The 14,618-nt window shown below is 41.4% G+C and carries 13 protein-coding genes and 1 pseudogene; all 14 read right to left on the minus strand.

Going from position 1 to position 14,618, the window contains the following annotated elements; all coding sequences use genetic code 11:
* Positions 1-116 precede the first annotated feature (116 nt).
* Positions 117-488, minus strand: a complete 372-nt coding sequence (rplS, locus tag F991_RS15230; RefSeq protein WP_004673132.1) for a 50S ribosomal protein L19 — start codon at positions 486-488, stop codon at positions 117-119.
* 137 nt (positions 489-625) lie between these two features.
* Positions 626-1,366, minus strand: a complete 741-nt coding sequence (gene trmD, locus F991_RS15235) for a tRNA (guanosine(37)-N1)-methyltransferase TrmD (protein ID WP_004673133.1) — start codon at positions 1,364-1,366, stop codon at positions 626-628.
* Between the two features lie 45 nt (positions 1,367-1,411).
* Positions 1,412-1,960, minus strand: a complete 549-nt coding sequence (rimM, locus tag F991_RS15240) for a ribosome maturation factor RimM (RefSeq protein ID WP_004673135.1) — start codon at positions 1,958-1,960, stop codon at positions 1,412-1,414.
* 24 nt (positions 1,961-1,984) lie between these two features.
* Positions 1,985-2,242 carry a 30S ribosomal protein S16 gene (gene rpsP / locus F991_RS15245; protein WP_165382351.1) on the minus strand — a complete coding sequence of 86 codons (258 nt, stop codon included), beginning with the start codon at positions 2,240-2,242 and terminating at the stop codon, positions 1,985-1,987.
* Between the two features lie 165 nt (positions 2,243-2,407).
* The gene (locus tag F991_RS15250) at positions 2,408-2,887 is read right to left on the minus strand and encodes a type IV pilin protein (protein ID WP_004673137.1); all 480 of its coding nucleotides are present in this window, start codon (positions 2,885-2,887) and stop codon (positions 2,408-2,410) included.
* Positions 2,871-7,109 (minus strand): PilC/PilY family type IV pilus protein, encoded by a 4,239-nt coding sequence (locus F991_RS15255; RefSeq protein ID WP_004673139.1) that lies wholly within the window; start codon positions 7,107-7,109, stop codon positions 2,871-2,873. Before F991_RS15255 ends, F991_RS15250 begins: the two co-directional genes overlap by 17 nt.
* Positions 7,110-7,122: 13 nt before the next feature.
* Complete coding sequence (locus tag F991_RS15260; protein ID WP_004673140.1) at positions 7,123-7,857, minus strand: pilus assembly PilX family protein; 735 nt, start codon at positions 7,855-7,857, stop codon at positions 7,123-7,125.
* Positions 7,858-7,859: 2 nt separating this feature from the next.
* A complete protein-coding gene (locus tag F991_RS15265; RefSeq protein ID WP_265588204.1) occupies positions 7,860-8,888 on the minus strand; it encodes a PilW family protein in 1,029 nt (342 codons plus the stop codon).
* Between the two features lie 229 nt (positions 8,889-9,117).
* Positions 9,118-9,606: a type IV pilus modification protein PilV gene (pilV, locus tag F991_RS15270; protein ID WP_004673144.1), complete on the minus strand. Its 489-nt coding sequence runs from the start codon at positions 9,604-9,606 to the stop codon at positions 9,118-9,120.
* The gene (locus F991_RS15275) at positions 9,603-10,214 is read right to left on the minus strand and encodes a prepilin-type N-terminal cleavage/methylation domain-containing protein (protein WP_004673146.1); all 612 of its coding nucleotides are present in this window, start codon (positions 10,212-10,214) and stop codon (positions 9,603-9,605) included. Before F991_RS15275 ends, pilV begins: the two co-directional genes overlap by 4 nt.
* Before the next feature lie 313 nt (positions 10,215-10,527).
* Positions 10,528-10,986 (minus strand): type IV pilin protein, encoded by a 459-nt coding sequence (locus F991_RS15280; RefSeq protein ID WP_034595761.1) that lies wholly within the window; start codon positions 10,984-10,986, stop codon positions 10,528-10,530.
* The gene (locus F991_RS15285) at positions 10,986-11,453 is read right to left on the minus strand and encodes a type IV pilin protein (protein ID WP_416201921.1); all 468 of its coding nucleotides are present in this window, start codon (positions 11,451-11,453) and stop codon (positions 10,986-10,988) included. The genes F991_RS15280 and F991_RS15285 overlap by 1 nt, the downstream gene beginning before the upstream one ends.
* An 89-nt stretch (positions 11,454-11,542) precedes the next feature.
* A pseudogene (locus F991_RS15290) lies at positions 11,543-13,217 on the minus strand (PilC/PilY family type IV pilus protein); the annotation flags it as partial.
* 55 nt (positions 13,218-13,272) lie between these two features.
* Positions 13,273-14,607: an ISNCY-like element ISAba32 family transposase gene (locus tag F991_RS15295; protein WP_004668300.1), complete on the minus strand. Its 1,335-nt coding sequence runs from the start codon at positions 14,605-14,607 to the stop codon at positions 13,273-13,275.
* Positions 14,608-14,618 lie beyond the last annotated feature (11 nt).

The following is a 14,618-nucleotide window of genomic DNA, read 5'->3' on the forward strand; positions in this document are numbered from 1 at the left end:
GCAAAACTATCTAGAAAAAGTTGCACCTTTAACTCATGGTCAAGGCAAATAAAGACCTATTGGCATAAAAAAATGCGCCTATTGGCGCATTTTTTTGCTTTAAAACAACGTTAAAATTAACCTTGTTTACGAGCTGGTAACTTTTCACGAATACGTGCAGCTTTACCAGTCAATCCGCGTAGGTAGTAAAGTTTCGCGCGACGTACATCACCACGACGTTTCACTTCAATTTTAGCAACAACTGGAGAGTGAGTTTGGAAAACACGCTCAACGCCAACACCGCTAGAAATTTTACGAACAGTGAAAGCTGAGTTCAAACCACGGTTTTTCTTCGCAATCACAACACCTTCATAAGCCTGAAGACGTTCACGGTTACCCTCTTTTACTTTTACCGAAACAATAACTGTGTCGCCTGGAGCAAAAGATGGGATATCAGTTTTCAACTGTGCATTTTCAATTACTTGAACTAAAGGATGTTTACCACTCATTGTGGGAATCTCCATAATTGCGGGAGAGAAGAGGTCTCTTACACCGCTGGGGATAGAGGCTAAAGCGCATATCGACCCGTTTAACTTTCTCTTCACGACAGACTGTCAATAAAGAGCCTATTTATACTTAAATAATTTTAAGTATCTAAACTTTGCAACCATTTTTTTTGCTGCTTGGTCAACTCGACTTTTTCCACCAACTCTGGTCGGCGATCTAAAGTCCGTTGATAGCGCTGCAAAAACCGCCATTTCTCGATATTGGCATGATGTCCAGATTTTAAAACCTCTGGAACATCCAGACCTTCGAAATGATCAGGCTTGGTATATTGTGGACAATCCAATAAACCATCCACAAAAGAATCTTGTACTGCCGACTGGTCATCTGACATCACATTCGGCAAACGACGAATGATACTGTCTAATAACACCATCGCAGGCAGTTCACCACCCGATAAAACGTAATCCCCAATTGACCATTCTTGATCAACATAATGCTGGATTAAACGTTCATCGACCCCTTCATAACGCCCACACAATACAATCAAGCCATCATAGTCGACAAATTGTTGTACTGCCTGTTCATTTAAGGTTTGCCCTTGCGGTGACATATACACCACAGGTGCATGAACACAGCCTGCTTGCGTAGCGAGTTGTTTGGCATGGCAAATCGCTTTCGCCAAAGGCTCAGCCATCATCACCATACCAGGACCACCACCAAATGGACGTTCATCCACTCGTTTGTAGTTGCCCTCAGCAAAATCTCGTGGGTTGATGCAAGTGACTTGCACGATGTCACGTTTCGATGCACGCCCGCTAATCCCGTATGCTGTAATCGCTTCGAACATCTCAGGAAATAATGTGATGACTGCAAAAAACACCGCAGACTCCTTTATTATCCTGCTGCGCGACTATCCTCTATAGGATTAGTAATCTACGCCCCAATTGACGTAAATACGACCAGCTTCAAGATCAACGCGTTGTACCACATCTTTATGCCAAGGAATCATGCGTTCCTCAGAGTCAACGCTGTCAAGGGTTGCTTTTACAACCATGACTTCATTGGCACCCGTTTCAAACAGCTCATAGATTTGACCGAGATTAACTTCCTGCTCTTCATCATCCAAACCGAACACGGTTAAGCCTTTAAGATCAGACCAGTAATACTCGTTCACATCCGCTTTTGGAAGCTGTGATTTGGCAATCCAGATATCCACGCCAACTAAGTTTTCTGCGCCAGTGCGATCATTTACACCTTTTAACGCAACAACCAAGCCTTTGCCATGTGGTTTCCAACGTTTTACATCGATTGTTTGCCAACCTGCCTTGGTCTCAATGTACCAAGGAAGGTAGTCAAACATATTGCTCATAGGTTCAGTATTTGAATACACCCAGAGCCACCCATTTAATCCATAAGCTGAACGTAACTGTCCAATCTGAATACGATCTTCTGGTACATTCTGTATTGGTGTCATGGGTTACCTACTACAATACAAATGTTATGCAGCAGCTACAGCTTTCTTAGCTTGAGCAGCTAAAGAAGCAACACGCTCTGAAGGTTGAGCGCCTTGAGCAACCCAGTGTGCAAAACGATCAGCATCTAAACGAAGTTTTTCCGCTTGACCTTGTGCAGTTGGGTTAAAGAAACCAATACGCTCGATGAAACGACCATCACGCGCATTGCGGCTATCAGTCACAATAATTTGATAGAACGGACGTTTTTTTGCACCACCGCGCGCTAAACGAATAACAACCATGAGAACAACCTTATAGTTTTTACGGATTATCCCTGCGCCGACCATCGGCAGCATTTCAAACCCCTTTAATAGAGGGCGACATTCTACGTTAAATTTACACTGAAAGAAAGATCAAATATTAAGTTATCCGCAGCTTTGAATTTAAATGATTGAAATCCAAATTCATTACCAATCTTCTGATTCTGTACCACAACTCTGATTGGTAATATTGGCCGTGGTTTTGGTTTTACATTTTATGCCCGTACTGGTGAATAATAAGGAATAATTACGGGGACTTTGGCTTTCGGCTTTGAGTGACCAAGCCTGTGAATTTAGGTTCAAATTCAATATAAATTTTTGCTTTCCAGTTGTCGTATCCAACGGAATCAGCAAAGTTGTATTGGTTGCATTCGGAACATCGAAGTAAGGTCCTTTATTTGTAGAGGTTCCTTTCAATACGAAACCATCATAACTAAAGTTACGTGTCCGATGTTTTTCTAATAGAGCTGCGACTTTATGCATCTCTTGTTGTGCCGTTGATAGATCTGCACGGCGTATATAAATGTCATAGCTAGGGATCGCTATCGCTGCCAAAATAGCAATGATAGCGACAGTGACCATCAGTTCAATGAGTGTAAATGCCGATTGTTTATTCATTGCTTTCATACCATTTGAGTGGCACGATTTGACGGCGCATGGTGTTGATTGGCATTGCATTGCCACCCACGATGCTATCTTTGGCATTTGGGTTTAAAATTTGGCGTGTTGCCTCATTTTTCTTGTCGAGTCCAGTACCAACACCCGCCATAACATCAACAATACCTCGCCCTGCGCCAAAGCTCATTTCGGTAACATTCTGCTCACAAATACCAAAAGGTAAACAGTAACGTTGAACCGTAGTAATACCTTGTGCTTGTACCCGACAACCATCAGTTGTACCGTTCGGATTATAAACACTGGCATATAAGCTTTTATTCATCACCACCATTTCACCCAACACCTTACTCGCCGCGGTATTGGTTATCGGTTTTTCATTACCATTTTGATCAAGTTGCTTGCCAATCACTGTTTCAGCAGATACATACCAACCATTTTGCACTCGCTTATTACCTGAAGCTTGTAGATCAGCTAGCGTTAAAGCTGCACCATTTAAATCAGCGACTTTCATTTCTTTTAAATCGCTTAATAAAAATTTTGCTGTGGTACTTCGGGCTGCAAATTTAAAATTAGGATGAATCACTTCTCGATCAAAAAGATTATAAATCGTACTGGTTGAACTTTTATCACTAAATGGAAGGCTACGGTTTCCTGAAGCAATGCTAATCACTACACGGGGTTGTTCATAACCATATACACTAAAATTAGGCGCTTCATAAAAACGCTCTTTTGAATTTGTAAATATAAGGCGAGCAAATCCAGCGTTATTGCCCACACCTAACTTCGAATCAAAATCTATCCGCCAAACCTGTCCACCCAAATCTCCAAAATAAAGATGATCTGTCAAACCATCGCCATTACGGTCTGCGGTATTAATCCGGCTCACCACACTATATTTCATGGCTTCAATCTTTAAACTACTGGCAGCATTGGCACTGGCCCACCATAAAAGCGCGCCATTTTCAGCATCAAACATATATATACCAGCACCTTTTTCATTTGCTTGGTGTGTATAGTTTTGATCTTCATACCGAGCGTCATAACCACCACCGACGATCATGACGCGTTTCAGCTTACCATTCCATGCGACCTGAGTAATGGTCGGTTTTGACCAGCTCTGCCCCATTTGACTTAAAGCTGTTTGTGTATTCGTATCATCTATAATCGTATCTTGATTAATGATGCGTTTATGGTCAGGATCAATATGAAATTTAAGTTTCGGAGTATTTAAACTCACCAAGTCAAGTGCATAGTAACTCCGTCCACCCATACGTAAACCACCATAAGCAATTTGTTTTCCCTTTGGCGCTTTACTATTTGATGAGTCTATTGAACCAACGGTAGCTATAACTTTACTGCTCCCGTTACTCGCTTTTTTCATGCCATAGACATATTCACTATATAAGGTCCAAGCCCCATCTATGCCGTATGCCATATTGGCTTTTAAGCCTGTTTTTTCTTTTAAGAAGGCATTCCTTTGTCGGCTATTTTCAAGCATTTCATTTGGAACAAAAGCAAACTGCTCTTTTCCAGTTTCAGCATCAACTACATGAAGTAAACCCTGTGTTGTACCAAACAACATATAATCTTTTCGAGTATCCTCTACAACATCACCATTTGCGTCAAAAGTCGCTTCTTGGATCAATTTTATTGGCGTAGAATGTAGATTCATTCCCACTTGCCAATTACTACGATTGGCTTCAGTTAGATCATTTGCGGTCGCACCCTTCTCTAACTTGTAACCCAATAAACTCATAAGATAATAATCTTCATCCTTCACATTATCTCGCTTATTTGGATCAAGCACACAGCGACTTTGATTTGAAGTATCTAAATAATGATTATCAATGGCTTTAAGTTGACGTGTAGCAGTAAATCGAATATTACCCTGACCATCATTTTCACAATCACGGTTAATCAATAAGGTACGTCCCGTAGTATTTTCAGTGGTACTTAAATCCTCAAGTTTGGCGAGCAGACCACCTTTATTCCAATCTTTTACATCATAACTAGGTGCACTTGTACTCCACGCATCTTTAAGCTTATAAACAGAATTATCATCTTGGGTATAATATTTTTTGAAGTTCCCCAACCAACTGGCTTTTTCGGTCGGTTCAAACATACTTTTATAGACATCATTGCTCATACGATATGGGGTAAGCGGATCAGCAGGAAGAGTTTGCAAACCAATTGGATCGGACTCCATTTCGACAAGGCTTTGGTTAAAATCCAAAATCCCCTCAGCAATACTTTGAGCACTAGATAGTTGATACCAACCACCGCCTCCATGCACTCCCCAACGTGCCAAGTTTGCAACATCTGCATTATAAGCAGCTTGATCTAATGGTACAGGCAGTACGTTATTGAGTATTTTATTAAGCTTTTCAATTAAATCCCCTAAACCAAGTAACGATAGAACGGGATTTAATGCTTTTACAATATTTGCTACAGGTTGTAGTAGGCTTGATAAAACGGTTTTCGGTGCTTGAATCGTCCCTAATTCCTCTGATGTTTTTGCATTTGGAATATGGGCAAAGTCGCGGCCGATCCCGCCAACACCTGTTTTTATACCAACACCATTATTATAAGTACCTTCTTTTAGAATGCCTGCATAGTTTGCAATACAGTTCCAAGTCGCGGATGATGAACCATTTGTCCAGCCACTCGGAACAGTGCCACAATTAAAAACGGTATTACTGGATGGGTCTAATGATCGACTCATTAATTTACGAACAGGATTATTGCTGGCGTTAAATGGCTCTCTTGTTGTCCCTCCTAATAACCCATCGAGTAAATTTGGATTTAAATCTGGGACACTGCCTGTCAAAACATATAAACCTTTAGCACTACACTCAGCACTCGTTGCTGGCGGTCCGACATAACGATTGCCAGATTTACTAGCAGCGGTAGATACAGGGAAACCACTATATGCAGATGCATACTGAAGATTTCCATTATAACGATAGAAAGATTTCCATTGATTGAGTTCTAAACCAATCAAAGATGTACCAGTCGTAGGTAAATCATGGCAATTTGTACTATTTGTTGTTGATGTACATTGATTTTTATACCAACCAGGCGCATTTCCGCCTAGACCTAATAAACTACTATCCCTAAAAGGAGCCGACCAGTTAACACACTTTCCTACCTCATCAAGTGTACTACATTCTTGATACTCCCCTAATTTTATCAATCCAATACCTAAAAGGCTTATTTCTATTTTTCTTGCACGACCGACTTCAACAATCCCAGTACCTTTAGTGGTATTACTGAGTAAATAAGCACCTGTTTCAGCATAGGCTGTGGCTGTCGGTGTACTTAAGCCAGCTAGGTTTTTTAAATCATTAATTAAAGTCGGAATCGTACCTAAAGCACCAACAAGCAACCCCACAAGATCAAGTGCCAAGAGTTTTCCAACCAGCTCATTCACTTTTGTGGTAATACTAGCCGTGGGATCGACACTGCTCACTTCACTTATTTTTGCTTTAATTTTGGCACGTTGCGCGGCATCAAGTGGTTTTGCTTCAACGGCAATCATACCTGCCAACTCATTTTTTCCAGTGCCTGATTGATTCATGGCTGGAAAAACAGACAGACCTACAGAAACGTTATCAGGTAAAGCATCAATCCCTTTTCCTGAGTTACCGTCAATCACATCATGGATTGCTTGTTTAACACGGTACAAACGGTTGTAACAACGATAAGCTGGGCCTGCAATTGCCAACGGTGGATTCTCAACCAGCTCACAACTGTCTTTAATATACTGCACAGATCCTCTCAAGCCGAGTAAATCTGCACCTAAAATAGGATTGGTAATACCATCAACACCTTCTAAAATTTGCGTTACCAGCAATGAAGGAATGTAACAAGAATGTGGATCTGTTGGCGCACCAGTATCTAATTTCACCAAGCCTAATAAATTAAGATCAACGGTTGCGATACTGCCCAATAAACTGGTGACATTGCCAAGTAGACTGCCACTTAAACACAATGGATAGTCACGCTGTAAATCTGCAATTGGATCAGCTCCCATACTTTGGGATAAGTCCACCATCAACATAATCGTATTACTACTATTATTTTGCTGATAAATCTCAATATCGCTTGCAGATGCAACTGAAGATAGCACTAAAAAACTCGACAATACCGTGCAACTCAACAACAACCCTTTTGTTCTATTTTTTTGCTTACGCTCACGTTTTGTTAGTTTTTTCATTTTATTATTATTCATGACCCTTTCTCCCTTATGAACCTGATGGTTCAAAGTCAGATAAGAAGCGATATTCTGCTACTTGCATATTATACAAAAGGCTTTCTTCATTATTCTTTAAGCAGTCAGCCACTTCATTTGTACCGTCATTATCTATACTTTTGGTTAAACAGCCTTGTTTAGTATCCGTACTCCCCAAAAAGAGCGTCTTATTTGGATCGAACAACAACCCTTTCATCACCGATACTACATAGACACGTAAACGGATGTTGTTTTCAGTTTTTGCTCCTAAGCTTTCAGTCCCACGAGCAAGGTCAGCAAATGGTACTGATACATCTTCTGTTTCTCGTTTAATATAAACCTGCGTTACCACTGCCGAACGGCCACCAGATACTGAATCTTTATTACATGCTCCGCCACCCGTTGCCATGTTCAAGAAAGATGAGCTATTTAGACGATAACTTGCATTACTTAATTGAAATGGCTCAGCCCCTGAAAAACAAAACACCAATTCAGCTTCTCTATGATTTTCATTTCTAAAAAATCCAACAATTCCATTTGTAGCGGTAATATGCGGTCGAAATGCAGGATCCTGAAAAGCCATCAGAGCAGCATCAGAGTTTTGCAATAACAAGGTTTGCATTTGATTATTACTCACCAATTTCAATGAGCTAATACTCTGACGAATCGCAAGCGTTCCTATAATCGTAATCATCAATACGATCATCAACACAATGATAAGCGTTGAACCTTTTTCATACTGAATCATATTCAAGCCCCCCCTGTACATGTTGACCCTGCACTACTATCGCAACCTTCAGTCACCCAACCCATCGCATTTCTAAGCGAGACTGTTTGATCAACCACTTGGCGTAAACGAGTATCTTGATATGTGGGTGTGAGTGTTACTTTGGTACCGAGCACCTGAAATGGTTCTTTATTTCTTTCTTTGATAATGCTTTGACTACCAGCGGTATCCGCTGATTGGACCAATACACCAAGTTGAATCGCATGAACATGTGGGCGTACCGGTTGTATTACCCCATCAATATTTTTATTTTTAGCACTCAAAGCCATATAGTTTTTGATATCTGTATAAGCGAGTGTGCTATCGGCATTATCCAGTTCGCCATCGATATAGCCTAAACGAACCTGAAAAAAATCAACATTCGGCAAAATAACCTGACTATCTTGCCAGTCTAATGATAACGGCGGATCTGTTTCACTGAGGAGATCAAGTTGCGCTTGTGTATATTGGGCTGCCTGACAGCGCAACGATTGACGCAAATCTGTTGAAGTTGAACCCACATAATACCTTTGCACCACAAATGTATCTTTTGCTAATGTATTTCCAGAACAATCAAAACCCCCTTGTGGTGCCTGATAACGAATTAGGAGTTGGTCATTGGTTAACCCTGCTACATTCGCGTTGCCAAAACTCGTTAACTTATTATCAGAGAAACAGGTTGCACAGTTTAAATTGATTTTTGACCCTACATTATTCGATGTCAGGATAATTCCAGAATAAGCAATTTGATCGTTAACAGCGGGGATTGGGGAGCTTAAATTAGCTTTACGAACATCATCAATAATAAAGTTCAAGCCAAAACTTGCACTGTCCTGAATATGTGACATCGCTTTTTGCAGCTTATAACTGGTTACCCCTGTAATAAAAAGCTGGATTGCGGCGGCAACAATAATCAGGCCTAACGCAAGTGAAATCATGAGTTCGATCAAGGTAAATCCTGAGACCCGATGAAACCGAGCACCGCTCGGTCGGGTCGCAAGATGAGAAGCTATGCTTTGAGTACGAGGGTTCCGAGCGCAAGACGGAGATCTATGCTCGAAGTGAACCGATGGCGCAAGGCGAGAAGCTATGCTTTGAGTACGAGGGTTCCGAGCGCAAGACGGAGAGCTATGCTCGAAGTAACCCGATGCCGCAAGACGAGGAGTCTTACTTCGAGTACGAGGACTAGCTATGTAATGCAGCGAGCTATGCTCGAATTGATTTATGAGGCTTCTTTTCATTTTAATAAGCCTCCAAAAATAAACAGTGTGAACCTTTTACATACACGCCGTCTTTAATACATGACTCGACCCCTTGACTGCCTGACAGAGTAGTCTCTTCCCATGCGACATAGATACACTGCCGTGTATTTCCAGTTGGACAGTCAGCAATCGATAGATTCATTCCATTATTCTTCGCTTGTACAGCAGCATTATTTAAATCTTGTTCTGCGATACTCTCAGCATCGCCTGCTGTTGTTGCAACTTCTCCTGTCGGAATGGTTAACGCACCAACATTATATTTTCCATCTCTAACAGCTTGAGGGTTTGCTCTCATACGTTCAGCCAAATCACGAGCAATCGTCAATCCAATCACTTGCTTACTCGCCTCCAAGCTGGCATCAACCGCTTTCAACTGTAGGGCTGCAAAACCTAGTACAGCGATTGCTAGAAGTAATAGCGCAACTAAAACCTCAACTAAACCCACACCTTTTTGTTTGTTATAATTCATGTGCAAGCCCCCTCTTTTATTGTTGTATCACCCGTTATCCCAACAGCAATACAATAAGAAAAGCCATTCCGCAGTAAAATAAAATTGGTAGCAGCAGCTACACTGCCATTGTTTCTAAATTTAAGATAAGTTTCTGAACGGCTATCAACTGTGACTCCTTTTTCTAAATGAGCCACAAAGATCCTATTTTTATTGGTATCCATGATCGAAAGTGCTGTTGAACAGTTGGCTTCTGATAACGAGCTTAAACAAACACCAGTTGACTCTCGAAGCATCACGGCTTGGGCCCTAGCCTCAGATACTTTCATCGCCACGTCACGTGCTGAAGATTCTAGTTTTTGACGTGAATACATACTGGCAAAAGAGGGTGCAGCCATCACTGCAAGAATTGCAATAATTGCAATAATTGCAATTGTCACTATCAATTCAAATAACGTAAATCCTGAGCGAGGATAAACAAAGTATAACTTTGTCTGAGCACAAGACGAAGAACATTGCTCGAAATGACATAGCTCACATCGAGCAACGCTCGATCCAGCTGCAAGACGAGAAGCTATGCTTCGAGTAAGAGGCGAAGCGTTAAGCTTGGAATCACATACTTGTTGCATATCGCCCTCCATATGCACAATTTTTATAGTTTTGATTTATGTTCTAATGTTTAATTATCAATTTCCTACCAAACCGTAATGAAATCTATTTTTTATGGATGAAAGGTAGATATTGTCAGATAACTGCAAAATTATTAAATACAAATCAATTTTTATTAAATTAAGGATAAATTAATCACAGAATCAAGTTTATTTTTTGTTCATAAAACAATCACAACATTAAAAAATCAACCTAACTCACGCTATAAAAAGCAGAAAAGCAAATACCTTTCGATATTTGCTTTTCTTGAAGATAGGGTACTTTATGATGGAATTAACGACCATCCCAATTTGAAGTTGCGGATAGTGCGCATACTGTTGCCGCTTTTTCCCAATATTTTTGTCCTTGATCATTCAAGCAAATTACACCATTACCAGCTTGTAATGTTCCTGCTTTAGGTGTTGCAATTAGCAACCAAGTTCTCACTCTTGCAGAGGCTGCGGTAAGAGCCACGCCATCCACATCAGTCAATACGATATCATATAGCGGCTGTGCTCTAGGTATTGTCGTTGCACCATAAATATTTGTTGCTGTTCGTCCTGCATAGCTATTATTTGCCATTTTAAACGTTGCCAAATTACGTGCTATTTGCAACATTTCAGCCTGCGCATCTGTACGCTGTACTCGAACTTTATAGCCTGTATATGCTGGATAAGCGATCGCCGCCAATACGCCAATAATCGCAACGACAATCATAAGCTCAATGAGGGTAAAACCTTTTTTATACACGATTACCAGTCCTCCCTTCCTGTTGCTTCCGTACCACACCCCGCATCTGTAACATTTAATGTTGTTTTATTTTTACAACGTACTCCAGCACTGGTCATTAACAAATCATAGTTTCTAACGTCGTTCGTTCTCGCAATCATAACCCAATTACGGGCCCTAATCGCGGGAGCGGTAGTATCCGTTAACAATCTTGTTGGTGCTTCTGCATCTGTGATTGTAATTGTATATTTAATCGCTGAACTCGCTGCTCCTCTTGGTAAAGTCACTGAGTTCATTGGCCCCACGACGTTATAAATAAAATTCGGGTCAAAGCTTCGATAAGTAAAGTTTTTTGCTTTATGACGCTCTAATTGTTCTGCAATCTTTTGCATTTCTTGTTGCGCCATAGCGACATTAGCTCGTCTCACATATTCCTGATAACTCGGAATTGCTATTGCAGCAAATATCGCAACGATAACAACAACGATCATCAACTCAATTAGAGTAAACCCTTTAGCATAACCCTCTTTCAACCGACGAAGCGTTCTCGTCGATTGAAAGATTTTTGTATTTCCTTGCGTTATTTTTTCCATCTTTCATACCATCGAGTTGGATTAATCGTCGGAATACAATTCCAAATTCCATTCCCCTTTTCATTCCCAGCAATAGAGAAATCAGGACATGGATTTGTTGATGTTGGTTCTTTAATTGGCACTGGCGCCAAGCCAACAATTCCCCCGCCGATCACATTTTTATTACACTCAGCGACATTGGGCGGGCAGTCTTCCGTTGTCGTTTGAAAGCCAGTACCACCTTCTCGTGCAGAATTCACTGTACCATCCGTCTTGAGACACACACCATAAGGTAAGCAAAAGCGTTGACTATCTGTTTCACCAATCACACGAGGTTTACATGGGTCTTGTTGTGCAATACCTGTACCTTGTGGGTCATAAACAGGGACAATCAAGTTACCTGTTAATGCAATCGGCTCTTCAAATGCTTTCATACCACCAGCTACACGGAAACTATTATCCGCTCTTTCGATACCTTTACTGTTACTAGACAGCGAACGATACCAACCGTCTTTGGTAGCCGATGCACCAACAAATGCACCGATAATATTACCTGTCAACAATTGGGGATTTTTTTGCAAATGCGAGAGATTTTTATTCTCTGTATCCAATGTTGGTGTGCCACTAATCAAGTCTGGCTTAATAAAATCACGATCGATAACACCATACACATTATTGACTAAGCGATCATTTAAAGCATTCACTGGGGACATTCCATCACGCCCTCGCAATGGATAAACATCTAATGGTGTACTCCGATTACCAGATGCAAGACCAATCAACATAAAAGTCTCAGCGCCTTGATCATGAATCGTCACCGTTGGGGCTTTATAGAAACGTGGATTTTTGCCTTGGCCTAAAGCAACTCCACCTTCTGTAGTTGCAAGATTTGCCAAACGCACGACACGTTTACCAAAGTCTTCGGTTGGTGTTCCAACTGCGTTATTTAAATCTGCACGGAAAACCTGGCCCCCCAAATCCCCAAAATAAAGGTGATCAATCAATCCATCCGCATTTCGGTCAATCGCACTGACACGACTCACAATACTATGCTTCATATTTGTATTATTGGTATTTGCCCCAGTATTACTCGCCCACCATAAGCGCTCACCTGTTTTTGCATCAATGATATAAACTGCATTACCTTTAGCAGTATCACTTCCAGTCAAAGTAAAGGTTGGGCTCTCATAACGTGCATCGTAACCACCACCCACGATCATCACGCGCTTAATCACATTGTTATGACGAATATTCGCAAGGATAGGTTTAGACCATGACTGTCCCATACGACTATAATTACTTTGATCACTGCCGACTCTAAATAACAGTTTAGGTTTTTTAGGGTTTAAAACATCCAAGCCATAATAACTCTCCCCCCCCCATCCGCAACCCGCCATATACATTCATCTGGCGCGCTTGTACTTTACTTACATCTGTGGCATTTGTTGCTTTCTGAGATTTGTATAATGCATCTGCAACCCATTCGCCATCTACACCGTGTACAGGTGCAGTGTTATCGCTTGCACCTTTGACTAATGCTTTAGACGCAATGTTACTTCTCAACAACTCGGATGGAACAAACACCATTTGTTCCACACCCGTCGCACTATCTACTATATGTAAACCACCATCCATCGTACCGTATAAGATAGATTGTTCACGAGTACTCGTGAGTTGACCTGAGTGTTATTCACCAATTAAAATGTCTATGCGATAAACCATTTAAAATGTCCTGTTTTTAACCACAAGAGTCAAGCACAGGATTTAACTTTCTTTGTTCAATAACAGCTTTCTGAGCTTTACGACTCGGCATACTTTTCTTGAGACGGGAACGTTTATTCTGTTTTTCCAACTCTTCATGCTGTTGCTGAATATGTGCCAGAACTGTACCTAACCGTTTATTCTCAACGATCTCATTCTGCTGTAGCCCAGCTAACTTATTGAAAATGCTGTAGTTGAGCTTTCGTCCCTCGTGCATGAGGGCCACAGTCCCATCCGGGTACTCCAGAAATGAAATATATTGCCCAACAAGCTTATGATTCAGCTCTATCGGTTCAAGCAGATAAATACATTTGTCATAGGTCAGGGTCAGATTCTTGGTGACCTTACGCGGTTCCTGCCAGGTAAAAATATCATCCAGTTCAAGATGAGATTCGGTTAATGGCCGATGTAAATTCTTTGAGTTTCGCGCACACTTGGCAAACTTCTGATTGAAATGCTCAATAAAGCAGGGCAGCCAGGCATTTGCCTCGGCAATTGAACAGATACCTTCTAGGCGCATTTCCTTGATCAGGCGATCCTGGAGTGTTCTATTGGCACGTTCCACACGGCCTTTAGCCTGGGGTGAGTTGGCGAAGATAATATCAATATTTAACTCATTCAGAATCCGCCCAAATTGCGTGATCTGGCTATCTTGGCTCGATTTCTGATTCACTCGGAATACCGAGTGTTTATCGCTATAAAACGCTAAAGGCTTGCCGTATTGCTCAATGTAGGCTCGGGTTGAAAGCATATAATCAAAGGTCGTTTCAGCCTCACAAAAGCGCAGATGCAACAGCTTTCCAGTGGCGTCATCGATATAAACCAGCAAGCAGCATTTGGAAGCTCGGCCTTCAAACCAGTCATGATATGAGCCATCGATCTGGATCAGCTCACCGAAGCAATCACGGTTATATCTAGGCTGATACGGACGTTTCAGACGCTTGGATCGAGGAATCCACAGGTCATTTGCAGTCATCCAGCGACGAACCGTTTCTACCGGGATATGCAGACCAAACATGCTGCTGAGCTTCTCATGCGCCAAGGTGGGTCCAAAGCCCAGCAAATGTTCAGCAATAATGGAAAGGCACTTTGATTTTAACAAGTCATCATGGCGACGATGGCCAGGTTGACCACGACTGGCATGTGCCATACCTGAGACACCATCTTGATTGAGTTTCTGCAATAACCGGGTAATTTGACGGGTGGAAAGATTCAGGATTTCAGCAGCACGGACCTGGGTAATACGATGATCTCTAACGTCTTGCAGAACTGCAAGACGTTGAATTTCTTTATCAGACATAGTGATCAGCATCTATATTTTAT

The organism is Acinetobacter sp. CIP-A165, from assembly GCF_000367985.1.
Taxonomy (GTDB): Bacteria; Pseudomonadota; Gammaproteobacteria; order Pseudomonadales; family Moraxellaceae; genus Acinetobacter.

What these genes read in the sequence shown, in the direction of transcription:
- pilV (WP_004673144.1), bottom strand. Translation starts at nt 9,606, where the DNA reads ATGAATTATAACAAACAAAAAGGTGTGGGTTTAGTTGAGGTTTTAGTT.
- rplS (WP_004673132.1), bottom strand. Translation starts at nt 488, where the DNA reads ATGAGTGGTAAACATCCTTTAGTTCAAGTAATTGAAAATGCACAGTTG.
- F991_RS15260 (WP_004673140.1), bottom strand. Translation starts at nt 7,857, where the DNA reads ATGATTCAGTATGAAAAAGGTTCAACGCTTATCATTGTGTTGATGATC.
- rpsP (WP_165382351.1), bottom strand. Translation starts at nt 2,242, where the DNA reads ATGGTTGTTATTCGTTTAGCGCGCGGTGGTGCAAAAAAACGTCCGTTC.
- rimM (WP_004673135.1), bottom strand. Translation starts at nt 1,960, where the DNA reads ATGACACCAATACAGAATGTACCAGAAGATCGTATTCAGATTGGACAG.
- F991_RS15295 (WP_004668300.1), bottom strand. Translation starts at nt 14,607, where the DNA reads ATGCTGATCACTATGTCTGATAAAGAAATTCAACGTCTTGCAGTTCTG.
- F991_RS15275 (WP_004673146.1), bottom strand. Translation starts at nt 10,214, where the DNA reads ATGCAACAAGTATGTGATTCCAAGCTTAACGCTTCGCCTCTTACTCGA.
- F991_RS15255 (WP_004673139.1), bottom strand. Translation starts at nt 7,109, where the DNA reads ATGAATAATAATAAAATGAAAAAACTAACAAAACGTGAGCGTAAGCAA.
- F991_RS15285 (WP_416201921.1), bottom strand. Translation starts at nt 11,453, where the DNA reads ATGATCGTTGTTGTTATCGTTGCGATATTTGCTGCAATAGCAATTCCG.
- F991_RS15250 (WP_004673137.1), bottom strand. Translation starts at nt 2,887, where the DNA reads ATGAAAGCAATGAATAAACAATCGGCATTTACACTCATTGAACTGATG.